This window comes from Burkholderia sp. YIM B11467 (genome assembly GCF_052952715.1).
Window position 1 is genome coordinate 62,654 of record NZ_JBQVSQ010000013.1, and the last position, 14,060, is coordinate 76,713.

Sequence of the window (14,060 nt, forward strand, 5' to 3'; positions counted from 1 at the left end):
GCGGACGAGGCCGCGTGCGTCGCACGTTCGTTGCGAACCGGGCCGGCATCATGACCCCCGGCGGTTTTTCGATCCGGCAGCGGATGCGTGCCGGCTTCGCGCTTGTGGTGGCGCTGACGGCGGTGGCGTGCGGGACGAACGTCTGGGAAAGCTACCGGCAGTACCGGCAGGGGAGCCTCGACCTGCGCGACTTCGAACAGGTCGAGCGCGCGATGATCGCGTTGAACCTGATCTCGGCCGAACGCTGGCCGGCCAATGCGCTGCTCGCGCATCGGCGGCGCGACGCGGCGGCCGACGTGACGGCCGTGAACGCCGCACGGGTGCGCTCCGACCAGGCGCTCGACGCGCTTCGAACGCATCTCGCGCAGGCGAGCGTGCTCGACGCGCCCGAACGCGGGATCGCGCTGCATGCGATCGAAGCGATCCGCGCCGAGCTGGCCGGCGCGCGGCAGGAGGTCGACACGCTCGCCGCGCAGCCGCCGGACGCGCGCATGGTGTGGCAAGTACAGTCCGCGCAGGACCGGATGTTCGCGGCCGCCGACGATCTCGCGACCCTGGCGCACGACGTGATGGCGGGCACCGCGATGCGCCACCCCGATACGGCGAACGCGCTGATGCTCGCGCACCTGCTCGGCGACCTGCGCGAATACACCGGGCGTCTCGGCTCGCTGTTCGTCGCATCGCTGATGCGGAATGCGCCGCTCGACGACGAGCGGATCGCGCGCATTCTCCAGATGCGCGGGCGCATCGTGCAGCTGCGTGCGCTGATTGCCGGCGCGATCCCGCCGCAGCTCGCCGACGCAACGCTCGCGAACGACTTCGCACGGCTGAACGATACGATGGAGGGCAGCCTCCTGCCGCTTGTCTCGGCGACGATCCGCGCCGGCCGGACGGGCAGCTATGCGATGAATGCCGAGGACTTCACGCAGCGGATCATGCGCGACCTCCGACCGGCGGAACAACTGCGCGATCGTGTGATTGACGTCACGCGGGCGCGCGCGGTCGAGCTGCGCGATGCGGCTCGTTTCAGGATGGCCTTGTCCGCCGCCGAAGCGGCGTGCTGCATCGCGATACTGTTCCTGCTTGTGCGCGGCACGCAGCGGACGCTGTCGAAACCGCTCGACGCGTTGAGCCGGGGCATCGTCGCGCTGAGCCAGGGCGACGTATCGCCGATCGTCGCGGTGCCGGGCACGGGTCCGGAGATCGCGCGGTTGAACGACGCGCTGGACCGGCTGCGCGGCGCGTACGTCCGCCGCGAGGTGCTCGAGCGGCAGCGCAACGACATGCTGACGCTGTTCTCGCACGACATGCGTGCGCCGCTCACGTCGGTCGTCGTGCTCGTGGGCGCGCCGGCAGCGTGCCCGCTCGACTGCACGTTACGCGAACGCCTTCACGAGATCGGCAGGCTGACGCGTCATACGCTGGCGATGGCGGACGGCTTCGCGCAAGTGTCGCGGGCCGAGGCTGGCGAGTACGCACCGGAGCTCGTCAATGTCTCGGACCTGATGAATCAGGCGCGGGACGAAGTCTGGTCGCGCGCGAGCGAAAAGGAGATCGACGTCGACGACGTGCCGTATTGCGACGACGCGCTCGTCCACGGCGATCCGGTGCTGCTGTCGCGCGCGCTGGTCAAGTTGCTGGGGAACGCCGTCGAATACAGCGCATCGCATACGCGCATCGAGTGCAGCGTCGAGCTGGCCGAGGATCGCGCGTCGGTGCGCTGCGTGATCCGCGATCACGGTTACGGGATCGCGGCCGAGGATCAGGCGAGACTGTTCGAGCGCTACCGGCGCTTTCGCCTGAAAGGGCAACCCGACGCAAAGGGCGTCGGGCTCGGGATGGCGTTTGCCAAGGCGGTCGTGGAGCGCCATCGCGGCGAGATCCGCGTGCACAGCGTTGCGTGGCAGGGTACGACGGTGACGGTGACGTTGCCGGCGGCGGGCGTGTGCGGTCCGGCGGAGACCATGCATTCGATGGAGGCCGAGGCCGCGCGCGAGTGACGCGGCGCTTCCCTGCCAGCCGGGAAGCGCCGGATGTCGGTGGGATCGCGCAGCCGGGTTTCCGGCACCGCGTTGTCAGTACCCCGCGTCGTTGCTGCCCTGGTCGGTGACGATCGCCACTCCCGAACTCGTGCCGAGCCGCGTCGCGCCGGCTTCGAGCATTGCGAGCGCGGCCGCGCGGTCGCGCACGCCGCCGGATGCCTTCACGCCGAGATCCGGGCCGACCGTGCGGCGCATCAGCGCGACATCCGCGAGCGTCGCGCCGCCGTGGCCGAACCCGGTCGACGTCTTCACGAACGCGACGCCGAGATCGCGGCACATCTCGCACACGCGCACCTTCTCGTCGTCGCTCAGCAGCCCCGTCTCGAGGATCACCTTGAGCGGCACCGAGCCGCACGCGTGGTGCACGGCTTCGATGTCGGCCTTCACGTCGTCGGCGCGGCCGCTTTTCAGCGCGCCGAGGTTGATCACCATGTCGATCTCGCCGGCGCCCGCCGCGATCGCGGCCGACGCCTCGAATGCCTTCGCGGCCGACAGCCCGGCGCCGAGCGGAAAGCCGACCACCGCGCACACGAGCACGCCGGTGCCGGTCAGCTCGCGCGCGGCGAGCGGCACGTTCGCCGAATTCACGCAGACCGAATAGAAGCGATGCCCGGCCGCCTGGCGGCAGAGTTCGCGGATCTGCGCGTCGCTCGCGTCGGGCGCGAGCAGCGTGTGATCGATGGTTTGAGCGAGCTGGGCGTTGGAAAGCGGCATGTTTCAGGACTCCACGGATCGAATGCCGGAAAGGCACACGGAAAGTTGATGTTTTCACATCGGTTTGTGACAAATACGACATTCCGGCCGGCTCCGCACGCCCGGCACGACAAGCGGCAGGTGCGACGGGTACGCAGGATACAGGCATGGAAACGAAGAAGGGCGAACGAATCAAGACGCTGATGAACGTGCTGCAAGGGCAGAACGCGATTCATCTGAGGGAAGTGGCCGAGCTGTTCGGCGTGTCCGAGATGACGATCCGCCGCGATCTCGCGGACAACCCGCATGGCCTCAGCCTGATCGGCGGTTACGTGACGCGCCATTTCGCCGCGCAGCGCAGCGACATCGGCGAATACCTGATCAGCGCCGAGAACAACCGGCAGACCGAGGAAAAACGCCGCATCGGCAAGCTTGCCGCGCAGTTCGTGACCACCGGCGACACGATCTTCGTCGACTGCGGCTCGACCACGCCGTTCATCGTCGATTTCATTCCGGACGACCTCGAATTCACGGCCGTCTGCAACGCGCTGAACGTGTTTGCGAAGCTGCAGCAGAAGCCGCATTGCAACGTAATCCTGTGCGGCGGCGCGTATCACCGCCAGAACATGGTGTTCGAATCGGTCGCCGAAACGGGCATCCTCGACTCGGTGCGCGTGTCGAAGGCGTTCATCTCGGCGGCCGGCGTGAGCGACCGCTGCGGCGTTACGTGCTTCAACTTCCACGAAGTCGACGCGAAGAAGAAGGTGATGGCGCGCGCGCAGAACCGCTTCCTGCTGGTCGACCACACGAAGTTCGACGAAGTGCGCGCGGCCTATTTTGCCGAACTGACCGACTTCAACTACGTGATCTCCGACGGGCAACTGAGCCGCCGCTACGAAACGACGATCCGCGAACACGGGATCGCGCTCGTGACCTGACGCAACGCGGCCGCGCATCGCGTTATGCATCGCGTGCTTCCGCCGCGCTCAGATAGCCGGTGACGACTTCGAAGCGGCGCGTCGCGCCCGGCGCGAGCGACGCGACATGGCCCTTGCGGCGTTCGGCTTCGTAACCTTCCGGCTCGCAGGTCGACGGCAGCGCGAACGCGGCGACCTGCTGGTCCGCGTTGTGCAGGATCCAGCGCGTCGCGTGCGGGAACTGTTCGGGGCGGTAGGCGGTATGGAATGCGCCGCCGTCCGGATGCGCGAGCCGAAAATGCGCGACGCCGTGTGCGTCCGCTTCCACGCCGTTCATGAAGAACACGATCTCGGGGTCGTACAGCGCGGGCGTATCGAGTGTCGCGAGCCGTTCCGGTTCGCGCGCGAGCGTGGCCGTGTAGTCGCGCCACGCGGCGGTCGGCTTCACGTGCGCGGGCACGCTGTCACGCAGCCGCACCCCGCCGCGCGACAGCGACTGCACGAACCGGCCGCCCGGCACGTACGCGTAGTTCAGGTGCGCCATGTACATCAGGTCCATCGGCGCGCCGCCGAGATTCTTCACGTCCATCGTGATCGTCATCTGCGCGTCGTGCTCGGCGAGCCGCACCGACGGACGCGCGACGTATTGGCTGCCGAAACCCTGCACGTATTCGTATTCGCCGGTCACTTCGACCGTCGCGCCATGTGCATCCGCGCCGACGACCAGGCTCGCGCGGTCCATCGGCGCGCACGGCATCTCGCCGTGCAGCGCGTGCGTGTCGCCGGGCCCCGGGCAACCGTTGCGCAGCAGCCCGCTGTGGAACATGAAGCAGCCGTAGGTATCGATGATCGATGCCGTGCGCTTCGGCTGCCGGAACAGGTGTTTCATCGTCAGGTCGCGACCGTCGAATGCGGCGGCCCAGATCATCTGGCCGAGATAGGGCAGCACGACGAGGTGGCCGCGGCGATTCTCGAGCTTCAGCGCCTCGACGCCGGACGGATACGCGAACGCGGTGACCGTGACGCCGTCGGTGCGATACAGCGTGCGCGGTGCTTCGCGGAAGTCGTCGCGCCGCAGTTCGATCTCGCCTCGCATGCTTACGCTCCCGACGTGTTGCGCGTCGCGGTGTAGCGCGCGCGGCCGTTGCCGTCGGCCGCCGTATCGGGTATCGCGGCTGCCTGGTGACGCAGGCAGTAGAAGCCGTAGTAGACGATCACGACGAAGCACACGAGCGGCACGACGAACGCGAGCTGCATGTTGCCGCCCGTATGGTCGGAGATCAGCCCCTGGATCAGCGGCACGACCGCGCCGCCGACGATGCTCATCACGAGGATCGAGCCGCCGTATTCGGTGTCCTTGCCGAGGCCGTCGATCGTGAGGCCGTAGATCGTCGGCCAGCACGGGCCGAGGAATACGCTCACGCACACGGCCGCATAGACGGCGGTGATGTTGTGCACGCTGATCGTGTACGCGAGCAGCGCGATGCACAGGATGCCGTAGACGATCAGCACCTTGGCCGGCCCGACGCGCTTCATCACGAGCGTCGCGATCAGCTTGCCGACGAAGAACGCGAAGAAGGTTGCGAGCAGGTAGTGCGATGCGCCGCGCTCGGTGAGGCCGCCGATCTGCATCGCGAGCCGGATCGTGAAGCTCCATACGCCGACTTGCGCACCGACATACAGGAATTGCGCGACGACGCCCGCGACGAAGCGCCGGTTGCCGAACAGCCGCGCGAGCGTGCCGCGCGCGTCGATCCGGTGCGTGGCCGCGCCCGGCCCGTTGCCCTTGCAGGCCGGATACGGCGTGAGCGCGAACACGATGAACACCGCGACGAGCACGACGATCAGCCACTTGTACGGCTCGAGCGTGGCCTGGATCATCGCGAGCTGATGCACGTGCGCGTCGGCTGCCGACATCGCCGCGAGCTGCGCATGCGACGCGTCGCCTTCCTTGAAGATCAGGAAGCTGCCCATGTATACACCGGCCATCGCACCGAACGGATAAAACGTCTGCGAGATGTTCAGCCGCCGCGTGCTGGTGTCGCGCGGGCCCATCAGCGTCGAATACGAGTTCGACGCCGTTTCGAGGAACGACAGGCCCGCGGCGATCACGAACAGCGCGACGAGGAACATCCCGTACTTCGCCATCGACGCGGCCGGGAAGAACAGCAGGCAGCCGGTCGTGTAGAGCAGCAGGCCGACCAGGATCGTCGTCTTGTAGCTGAACTTCTTCACGACGGTCGCGGCCGGAATCGCGAGGAAGAAGTAGCCGAGATAGAACGCGGACTGCACGAACGCCGACTCGAAGTCGGACAGGAAGAACGATTTCTTGAACTGCGCGATCAGCACGTCATTCAGGTTCGCGGCGGTGCCCCACAGCGCGAACAGGCAGCACAGCAGCGTGAACGCGAAAAGCGGCGTGCGGTTCAGGTAATAGCCGTCGGGTGTGTGTTCGATTCTGGTTCGGCTCACGGGTGTCTCCTTCCCGGGTTGTCTCGTCGATCAAGGCGCCGTTCAGAGGCCGGCGTCGCGGAGGAAGCGTTCGAACGTCACGGTGTCGGCGTACGACTTCTGCGTGCCGAGGCCGGTGACCGAATGCGCGGCATACGCGGACGCGTAGCGCATCGCGTCGACGGCATCGCGCGACGCGGCGTAGCAGCGCGCGAAGCAGCCGATATACGCATCGCCGGCGCCTGTCGTGTCGCGTGCGTCGACCGGCACGCCCGGCACGTGCCGCACGCCATCGCGCGACGCGAGCAGCGAGCCCTTGTCGCCGAGCGTGACGAGCACGTGCTTCAGCCCGCGCGCGACCAGCGCTTCGGCGGCGCGTGCCGCGGTGTCGTGCGAATCGACCGGCATGCCCGACACGATCGCCAGCTCGGTTTCGTTCGGCACGAAGAATTCGACCGAGCGGATGCGCTCGAAATCGAGGTCGGCCACCGCGGGTGCGGGGTTCAGCAGCACGGGGATGCCATGCCGCGCGCCGAACGCGATCGCGTGATAGACGGTGTCGAGTTCGATCTCGAGCTGCAGCACGATCAGCGCGCATTCGGCGAGCGTCGGCGCGGCCGCGTCGATGTCGGCCGGCGTCAGGTGGCGGTTCGCGCCCTTGACGATCAGGATGCTGTTGCTCGAATCGGGTTCGACGAAGATCGGCGCGACGCCGCTCGGCACGCCGGCGACCTTGCGCACATGTGTGGTGTCGATGCCTTCGCGCTCGAAGTTGCGGATCGTGTTGTCGGCGAACACGTCGTCGCCGACCTTCGTGACCATCACGACGCGCGCGCCGAGGCGCGCGGCCGCGACCGCCTGGTTCGCGCCCTTGCCGCCGCAGCCGAGCTCGAAGTTCGGCGCTTCGAGGGTTTCGCCCCGGGTGGGCATGCGCTCGACATAGGTCACGAGGTCGACCATGTTGCTGCCGATGACGGCGATTGTCTCCATCTGCGTCTCTTCCTTGGTATGGGGTGCGGCCGCACGCGTGGTCGGCGGCGGCTTGCAACAAGTGATAATAAAATCACATTGAATGTAAAAATGCAATCATCGGATGTTTTTCAAGTCACGGAATGAGGAGGGAATTGGGGGCGCGGATCTTGCCCGGATAGTGGTGTGGGCTGCCGGCCGGCCGAGGCGATGGATCCCGGCCGGTTTGCCGTCGTCGAGCGGGGTTTCGCCCCGCGACGCCTCTCGCGAAAAAACCGGACGCTTTGGTAAACGACGCGATCAGCCGTCAAGGACTTCGACCGCGCACGCGCATACCCTCGATCTGGCCAATCAGAGGGGACGACGATGAAGGAAATCCGAGTGGGGCGCGGCCGCGCCGCGCGAGCGCTGGTTCGAGCCGTGGTGGCCGCGTCGGTCGGCGCGGCATGCGTCGTCGCGCACGCCGCCGATCCGGCAGCGCGCGTGCACGAGCTCACGACGACCCGTTGCGCGGCGTGCCATGGCATCGACGGAAACAGCAGCGCCGACATTTATCCGCGACTCGCGGGACAGTATCCGCAATATCTGTACAAACAGCTCACGCAGTTCAAGGGCGGGCCGGGCATCACACCGCTTCGCCATAGCGCGGTCATGCAGGCGATGGTCGAGGATCTCAGCGACGAGGACATGAGAGCGCTGGGCGACTACTACAGCGCGCAAAAGCCCACGCAGGGCGAGAGCCAGCATCGGGAACTGGTGGACGCGGGGAAGGCGATCTATACGCACGGCGGCGCAGGTGGCGCGCCCGCCTGCATATCCTGTCACCGCGAGGCCGGCGGCGGCATCCCGCCGGATTTCCCGCGTATCACGGGGCAGCACGAGTCCTACGTGAACGAGCAACTGCATGCGTGGAAGAGCGGCGCGCGCGGCGGCAAGGGCAAGCTGATGAGCCTGATCGTGCCGCTGCTGAGCAATGACGAGATCGCGCAGGTTTCTGCATACGTCGCGTCCCTCAAGCAATGATTGGCGCTCAGAGGTAATCCCTGATCAGCATCGTGACCCAGCGCCAGGCGCCACCGCAGCCGGCGGCCCGGCAGCGCGCAACGGTATCCGCCGCCAGGCGGTGATTGGCATCGCTCACCGGGCGTGAGTTGCGCAGGTAGTACGCCACGCTGTCCCGCAGGGGATCGATCCCGTCGTCGGGGATATCCATCCACAGGCCGTTTTCGGTATTGGAGCGGGCCGACAACGGGTCGAAATTGAAGCTGCCGAGATAATAGCGATGGCCGTCGATGAGAATCAGCTTGGCGTGCATCATGCGGTTTTTCCCGTCGTCATACTCGCGCACCTCGATCCCTGCATTCACCAGGCCGGCCAAATCGTCGGCATAGGCGCGGCCGACCGCAGGGAATTCCTGCGTGGTGCTCGCCAGCGACGCGCTCACGACGGTCACGCGGACGCCTTCGCGCCGCTTGCGTTCAAGTGTCGCGCGCAGTTCCGGCACCAGGATCAGGTAGGGGGTGACGATCAGGATCTCGTGCTGCGCCGTCTCGAACTCGTGGAGCATGTCCTGCAGCGTGCCCGGCGAGCGCTTGTCGGGCCAGTCGTGGACATATCGCAAGCGATCGCAGGCGATCGGCGTCCAGCCCGGGTCGAAATCCGCGCCCGAAGCGGGCGGAGCGCCGGGACCGTCAGCCGTATCGGCGGCGGCCGGGTCCGCCGTCAGCGCTGCACCGTCGAGCGGCGCCAGCAGCTGTTCGCGCCAATAGCGGATGCGCGCCGGGTCCAGCGTCGCGTAACCCTGCGAGGCGCGATAGGGGCTGGCGATGTCGAGGAATTTTTCCGGCTCGGGGCGAACCGCTGCCGAGCTGTTCCAGAACAGGTCGAAATGCTGGCGCATGGCGTGCAGCGCAGAGGCGTTCTGGCTGGCGTCGCCCGCCACCATCAGGTCGCGTTCACTGAGCCAGTTGCGGAAGCTCGGATCCCAGATCGAGGTACTGCCGATCACGGCCGTGTCGCCAACCAGGAACAGCTTGTCGTGCATGCGATGCGCAAGCTCGACGAGATGCGATCGCGGATGGAAGATCCGCAGTTCGATGCCGGGCGCCACCTCGTGCAGGGCGACGATGAGCTCGTCCTCGAAGGGGAAGTGCGGCTCGGGGCCGATGCCGTCGATCAGCAGCTTGACGGGCACGCCGCGGCGTGCGGCGGCGACCAGATGATGCAGCATCTGGCCGCCGGTCTGATCGATCTCGAAGATGTACGCGAGGACGCGGATCTGCTCGGCGGGCGTGGCATGGTCGACCAGCGCGATCCGCGACTGCATCAGTTGGCCGTCGTCGAGATTGGCGATCAGGTCGACGCATTGCGCGTGGCCGTGCAGGGAAAAGGCAAGCAAACATGCCGGGATGAGCGTCAGGCTTCTTCTTGCAGCGGTCATGATGCGGTGAACGGGTTCGATGTGTTTCGCGCCGGCTGTTGCACGGGTTCGCATGCGCTTATGCGTACGCGTCGATCAGCATGTCGAGATTGCGTTGCGCGAGCGGCGTGAGCGGCGCGAACTCCGCCGATCGAAACAGCGGATGCTGCCCGCGCAGATGTTCGAGCGCCTGCTTGCGGCCCGCGCGGAACGCCGCCGACGGCGCATCGGGATCCTGCGCCCACTCCCGCGCGATCGCGCGGTCGTACTCGCGCAGCCGGTCGGGCGCGGCGGCAAGGATCGCGAGATCCGCGTCGAGAAAAATCCACCCGGCACGCTGCAAGTCCGGATCGGATGCGAACGTATCGGGCAACCGGTGCGATTTCGTCGCGAGCACGAGATCGTGTGCAACGGACACATGTGATGCGTGCGCATGCAACCAGGTTTCGCTGCAGCGCTCGTTTGTGACCTGCACGAGCCATTGCGCGCTGCGCGCTTCGTTGTCCGCGTAGTCCGGCAGCGTCGTCGCGTAGACGAAATCGTGCGCCCATACGGCGAGTTCGATGGCCGGCCATAGCGGATCGGCGCGGAACGGCGCGAGATGCGCGAACAGTTCGGCCAGGTGCGCGAGCGTGTGGTAGAAGCGCTGCGGCTCGCGATACGCGCGCTCGACGAGCGGCCAGACGGCGGCCGTGCCGAAGCAGGCGTCGCAGGATGCGCGCAGCGTGCGGGCGAGGTCGGAGGCGGGGTCGTTCATGTCGGCGATCGGCTCGGGCAGGCGATGCGCGCAGCATAACAAACGCGATGGCGTGCGCGGCATCTACACGTTGACGACGCCGCGTCCGAGTTCGATCACGCGCCCCCCGACACCGATTTTTCCGTTGGCGCTGACCGACAGCCGCAGCAGACAAGGCCGGCCAACGGCTTCGCCCTGTTCGACCTGAAAGGCGGCAGGCAGCGCGTGGTTGCCCGCAAGCAGCCAGCCGCCGAGATTCGCGCAGGCCGACCCGGTGCCCGGGTCCTCCGAAATGCCGGCGCCTTGCTTCACGAAGAAGTAGCGGGACACCACCGTCCCCGGGCGCTCGGCGTCGAACGCGAACACATACGCCGTTTTACGGCCGAGACTGCTTTGCGGCCAGATGTCGAGGTGTGCGCTGTCGGGTCGCGCGCGCCGCACGGCCGCGGGGTCCTTGAGCGCGATCAGCAGTTGATCGGCGCCGGTATCGACCCAGATCGGCGGCGCGAGCAGATCGTCTTTCGTCAGCCCCAGCAGTGCCGCCGTTTGGGCATCGGACAACTCGCAGGGTGCCGTTTTCGGCATGCCTGCATGCGGTGCGATGAACGTCCACACGTCGTCGTGTGCATTGACGTCGACCACTCCGGCCTTGAATTCGAGCGCGAGCGCGTCGCCGGCATTCAGCAGGTCGCGCACGACATGCGCGGTGCCGAGCGTCGGATGGCCTGCAAAGGCCATTTCATACCCCGGCGTGAAGATGCGGACCCGTGCATGCGCGCGCTCCGACGGCAACACGAAGGTCGTTTCGGACAGATTGAACTGCACGGCGAGCGCCTGCATGGTCGCGTCGTCCATGCCGCGCGCGTCTTCGAACACGCAAAGCGGGTTGCCGCCAAACGTCGATTCGGCGAATACATTCAGCAGGCGGTAGGCATACGGGGTCATTGGAATCTCGCGTGGGGGTGACGATTGTCGGACAGGGTGGCATGGTGGCGGGCTGCGTGCACCGGCAGCCATGCGGCGTCGCGCGGGTCAGCCCTTCCCGTCGGGCGGCGCGAGCATTGCCTGCATGTCGGGATGCTTCAGGACTTTCTTGTATTCCGCCGGACTCAGTGCGTCGATCAACACGCGCCCGCTGACGTCCGCCTTGATGTATTCGACCGCGAGCAGCGCAATGACCGGATTGGTCGTCAGGGTTGCCTGATCGGGCGAATGGTCGCCGAATTCCGCCACCACCGCCTCCGTGTCGTCCGCCACCGCAACGGCGAGCCGGCGTCCGGAAAGCCGGAGCCTCGCGCTGGCGCCGCATTTGGCCATGTCGTAGTGACGCGGCCCGCTGAGCGTGCGGTTGCCGTAGATCGCCACGTGCGTGTCGACGCCCCTTGCCGCTGCGGCTTCGAGCAGCGGCCCCAGGTCGTCGATCTCTTCGTCCCAGAGGCCCGCGAAAATCTGCGTTTTCGCATTGACGATGACGCGCGCGAAGGCGCTGGTGATCGCCGCCCGCCCGCTCAACGACCAGACCAGCCCGGGCTCCTGCTGTACCGGCAGCCGATCGAGCGCGCCGGCGGCCAGCTCCAGATCCGCGTTGAAGCGCGTACGCAGTTCTTCCAGCAGCGACCGGTGAGGCACGGCGGCATAACGAACAGGCTCCGACCGGTTGATGAGCACCGCGCCGCGCGCTTCCAGGCGAGTCAAGGTTTCGTAGATTTTCGATGGCGGCATGCCGGCGCGCCGGCCGACTTCCGCGCCTGTCAGCGCGGCTTGTCCAACGAGGGCCGCGTATGCCTGCGCCTCGTACTGGGTAAATCCAAGCCGGATCAACGACGTGATCAGCTCCGCGTTTTCGTTCATGTGTATGGGCTCCGGCTCCCACGGCGACCTGCATGGGATTCCTTGATTAACTACCGCAGTAGTATACAATCGCCTACACTTACTACCCAAGTAGTAGGTTGTGTCCATGAACCTTATCGAAGGGATCTTCACGATGCGTCAAAGGATCAGCACCGGCTCCCCGTGGGAGCCCAAGGTTGGCTACTCGCGTGCAGTCGTCGTCGACAACACCATCTACATCTCGGGGACGGCCGGCAAAGGAGACGACGTGTACGCGCAGACACGCGATGCGCTGGCGACGATCGAGAAAGTTCTGGAGGGCAGCGGATTCTCGTTGTCCGACGTGGTCCAGAGCCGCCTCGTGGTCGCGGACTTCGACAATTGGGAGGCTGCGGCCCGTGCGCATGGAGAGATCTACGGAGATATCCGGCCGGCGTTTTCGCTGGTGCATGCGCTTCCCTTCGTCGATCCGGAGATCCTGGTCGAAGTCGAGGCGATCGCGGTCAGGACCGGAGCATGACGGTCGCCGGCCAGAGCCCGTATCTGTCCCGCGCCGCGATCGCGGCGCTTGCGCTGGCGGCGGGCGTGGCGATCGCCAACGGTTATGCGCTGCAGCCGTCGCTGTCGGTCATCGCGAGCGACTTCGGCGTGCCCGCATCGCGGATGACGGCCCTCGCTTCCGTGACGATGCTCGGTTATCTGGTCGGCCTTGCACTGCTGGTCCCGCTGGCTGACCGATTCAGTCCGCGCACGCTTGTTTCGGCGCAAATGGGCATGCTCGCGTTATTGCTTGCATGCGCGTCGTGGTCGTCCGGGCCGCTCACGCTTGCCATCGCCTTGTTCCTGGTCGGTGCGGCGACGACGGTCGCGGCGCAGTGCAGCACCGTCGTCGGAAAACACGCGGAGCCGCACCGACGTGGCGCGGCGATGGGCGTCGTATCCGCGGGCATTTCTGCCGGCATCCTGCTGAGTCGCTTCGTCGGTGGCGTGTTGTCGCAATGGTGCGGGTGGCGCGGCGCGTTGCTTGCGCTGGCCGGATGCGTTGCGCTGGCTGCCGTTGGCGGTGCATCGCTTATGCCGGGCGGCCGACCGCAGGGGCGGCCGCCCGGCTATGCGACCATGATCGTTGCCATTCCGCGTCTGCTGCGCGACAGCGTTCAATTGAGACGCCGTACTTGCGCCGGCATGCTGTGGTTCTTCGCGTTCAATCTGGTATGGGTGGGGCTGGCGATCCGTCTGGCCGAGCCGCCCTATGGCATGAGTGCGGCGGCGATCGGCGCGTACAGTCTCGTCGGCGTGCTTGGCCTTGGCGTCACGCGTGTCGCCGGAAAATTCACCGACCGATTCGGCGATCGTGCCGTCATCCGTTGCGGGCTCGTCGTGGCGGCGCTTTCGGCGTTGCTGCTTGGCGTTGCGCTCGGAAGTCCCGGGTGGATGGGCGTCGGGTTGGCGACATTCGACGCAGGTTGTTTTGCTGCTCAGGTTGCGAACCAGTCACGTGTCGTCGCGATTCAACCGGCGCGGGCCGGTGCGTTGAGTGCCGCCTATCTCACGCTCTATTACGCGGCCGGCGCCGTCGGCGCTGTGGCCGCGGGGATGCTCAACGAGCGGGTCGGGTGGGGCGCGATGATGATCGTCACGGCTGTTGCGATCACGGCGGCCGGGTTAGTCGGACCCGCACCCGCGCGCGTGGATGCGTCGGGTGAGCCGACGTCCGCCGGTTGAATGCGCATGAGATGCGCTCTCGTATTCGATCGGAATTTCATTTCTCATGCGTTATCAGGTGTCTCCGATTTGTCGATGGCGATCCGGCACGCGAATTAAAATTTCCGCGACGCTGACGGATTTTTTTGCGTTGGAGCAGACTGTCGTTTTCGCGCTCTCGCCATTTTCGATCGCATGCGAACACGGCTACACCCGAATTCGCAACAACGACGCCGTGCCACGGCAACCCGTATCGGGTTCGGTGTCGTCCGGAGCGCTCGACGGTGCAGGCGTCAGGA

Annotated in this window: 13 protein-coding genes; 5 read left to right on the forward strand and 8 right to left on the reverse strand. The window is 66.5% G+C overall.

All coding sequences use genetic code 11. The annotated features are described in order from the left end of the window. The first annotated feature begins 14 nt into the window (after positions 1-14). Positions 15-2,000 (forward strand): sensor histidine kinase, encoded by a 1,986-nt coding sequence (locus ACTRWB_RS32470; RefSeq protein ID WP_446904296.1) that lies wholly within the window; start codon positions 15-17, stop codon positions 1,998-2,000. A gap of 75 nt (positions 2,001-2,075) precedes the next feature. Here the strand turns inward: ACTRWB_RS32470 and deoC are convergent, their stop codons facing one another. After that, entirely contained in the window at positions 2,076-2,756 is a 681-nt protein-coding gene (deoC, locus tag ACTRWB_RS32475) for a deoxyribose-phosphate aldolase (protein WP_446904297.1), read from the reverse strand. 146 nt (positions 2,757-2,902) lie between these two features. Here deoC and deoR point away from each other — a divergent pair, with 146 nt between their 5' ends. After that, complete coding sequence (deoR, locus tag ACTRWB_RS32480; RefSeq protein WP_048249945.1) at positions 2,903-3,673, forward strand: DNA-binding transcriptional repressor DeoR; 771 nt, start codon at positions 2,903-2,905, stop codon at positions 3,671-3,673. Positions 3,674-3,695: 22 nt separating this feature from the next. On the opposite strand, the gene ACTRWB_RS32485 is transcribed toward deoR, so the two are convergent. From ACTRWB_RS32485 to rbsK, 3 genes are read right to left on the reverse strand one after another with little or no spacing between them, the layout of a single operon-like run. Next, on the reverse strand, positions 3,696-4,748 hold the full coding sequence (locus ACTRWB_RS32485) for an aldose 1-epimerase family protein (protein WP_446904298.1): 1,053 nt from the start codon (positions 4,746-4,748) through the stop codon (positions 3,696-3,698). 2 nt (positions 4,749-4,750) lie between these two features. Further along, positions 4,751-6,124 (reverse strand): L-fucose:H+ symporter permease, encoded by a 1,374-nt coding sequence (fucP, locus tag ACTRWB_RS32490; RefSeq protein ID WP_446904299.1) that lies wholly within the window; start codon positions 6,122-6,124, stop codon positions 4,751-4,753. 42 nt (positions 6,125-6,166) lie between these two features. After that, positions 6,167-7,093, reverse strand: a complete 927-nt coding sequence (gene rbsK, locus ACTRWB_RS32495) for a ribokinase (RefSeq protein WP_446904300.1) — start codon at positions 7,091-7,093, stop codon at positions 6,167-6,169. Between the two features lie 345 nt (positions 7,094-7,438). Between rbsK and ACTRWB_RS32500 the strand changes: the two genes are divergently transcribed. After that, positions 7,439-8,095, forward strand: a complete 657-nt coding sequence (locus ACTRWB_RS32500; RefSeq protein ID WP_446904301.1) for a c-type cytochrome — start codon at positions 7,439-7,441, stop codon at positions 8,093-8,095. A 7-nt stretch (positions 8,096-8,102) separates the two neighbouring features. Here ACTRWB_RS32500 and ACTRWB_RS32505 read toward each other — a convergent pair whose 3' ends face one another. From ACTRWB_RS32505 to ACTRWB_RS32520, 4 genes are all read right to left on the reverse strand, one after another. After that, positions 8,103-9,566, reverse strand: a complete 1,464-nt coding sequence (locus ACTRWB_RS32505; protein ID WP_446904302.1) for a phospholipase D-like domain-containing protein — start codon at positions 9,564-9,566, stop codon at positions 8,103-8,105. A 4-nt stretch (positions 9,567-9,570) separates the two neighbouring features. Then, positions 9,571-10,248 (reverse strand): hypothetical protein, encoded by a 678-nt coding sequence (locus ACTRWB_RS32510; protein ID WP_446904303.1) that lies wholly within the window; start codon positions 10,246-10,248, stop codon positions 9,571-9,573. A 63-nt stretch (positions 10,249-10,311) separates the two neighbouring features. After that, positions 10,312-11,172: a PhzF family phenazine biosynthesis protein gene (locus ACTRWB_RS32515; protein ID WP_446904304.1), complete on the reverse strand. Its 861-nt coding sequence runs from the start codon at positions 11,170-11,172 to the stop codon at positions 10,312-10,314. Between the two features lie 87 nt (positions 11,173-11,259). Continuing rightward, a complete protein-coding gene (locus ACTRWB_RS32520; protein ID WP_446904305.1) occupies positions 11,260-12,078 on the reverse strand; it encodes a TrmB family transcriptional regulator in 819 nt (272 codons plus the stop codon). A gap of 133 nt (positions 12,079-12,211) precedes the next feature. On the opposite strand from ACTRWB_RS32520, the gene ACTRWB_RS32525 reads away from it, so the two are divergent. Together ACTRWB_RS32525 and ACTRWB_RS32530 are read left to right on the forward strand one after the other, a co-directional pair. Continuing rightward, the gene (locus tag ACTRWB_RS32525) at positions 12,212-12,577 is read left to right on the forward strand and encodes a RidA family protein (RefSeq protein WP_446904375.1); all 366 of its coding nucleotides are present in this window, start codon (positions 12,212-12,214) and stop codon (positions 12,575-12,577) included. Further along, positions 12,574-13,782, forward strand: coding sequence for an MFS transporter (locus ACTRWB_RS32530; RefSeq protein WP_446904306.1), 1,209 nt, complete (start codon positions 12,574-12,576; stop codon positions 13,780-13,782). Before ACTRWB_RS32525 ends, ACTRWB_RS32530 begins: the two co-directional genes overlap by 4 nt. Positions 13,783-14,060: the final 278 nt, after the last annotated feature.

Coding starts and splice junctions, on each gene's coding strand:
- ACTRWB_RS32500 (WP_446904301.1), top strand. CDS start 7,439: ATGAAGGAAATCCGAGTGGGGCGCGGCCGCGCCGCGCGAGCGCTGGTT.
- rbsK (WP_446904300.1), bottom strand. CDS start 7,093: ATGGAGACAATCGCCGTCATCGGCAGCAACATGGTCGACCTCGTGACC.
- ACTRWB_RS32485 (WP_446904298.1), bottom strand. CDS start 4,748: ATGCGAGGCGAGATCGAACTGCGGCGCGACGACTTCCGCGAAGCACCG.
- deoR (WP_048249945.1), top strand. CDS start 2,903: ATGGAAACGAAGAAGGGCGAACGAATCAAGACGCTGATGAACGTGCTG.
- ACTRWB_RS32525 (WP_446904375.1), top strand. CDS start 12,212: ATGCGTCAAAGGATCAGCACCGGCTCCCCGTGGGAGCCCAAGGTTGGC.
- ACTRWB_RS32510 (WP_446904303.1), bottom strand. CDS start 10,248: ATGAACGACCCCGCCTCCGACCTCGCCCGCACGCTGCGCGCATCCTGC.
- ACTRWB_RS32530 (WP_446904306.1), top strand. CDS start 12,574: ATGACGGTCGCCGGCCAGAGCCCGTATCTGTCCCGCGCCGCGATCGCG.
- deoC (WP_446904297.1), bottom strand. CDS start 2,756: ATGCCGCTTTCCAACGCCCAGCTCGCTCAAACCATCGATCACACGCTG.
- ACTRWB_RS32520 (WP_446904305.1), bottom strand. CDS start 12,078: ATGAACGAAAACGCGGAGCTGATCACGTCGTTGATCCGGCTTGGATTT.
- ACTRWB_RS32505 (WP_446904302.1), bottom strand. CDS start 9,566: ATGCGAACCCGTGCAACAGCCGGCGCGAAACACATCGAACCCGTTCAC.
- ACTRWB_RS32515 (WP_446904304.1), bottom strand. CDS start 11,172: ATGACCCCGTATGCCTACCGCCTGCTGAATGTATTCGCCGAATCGACG.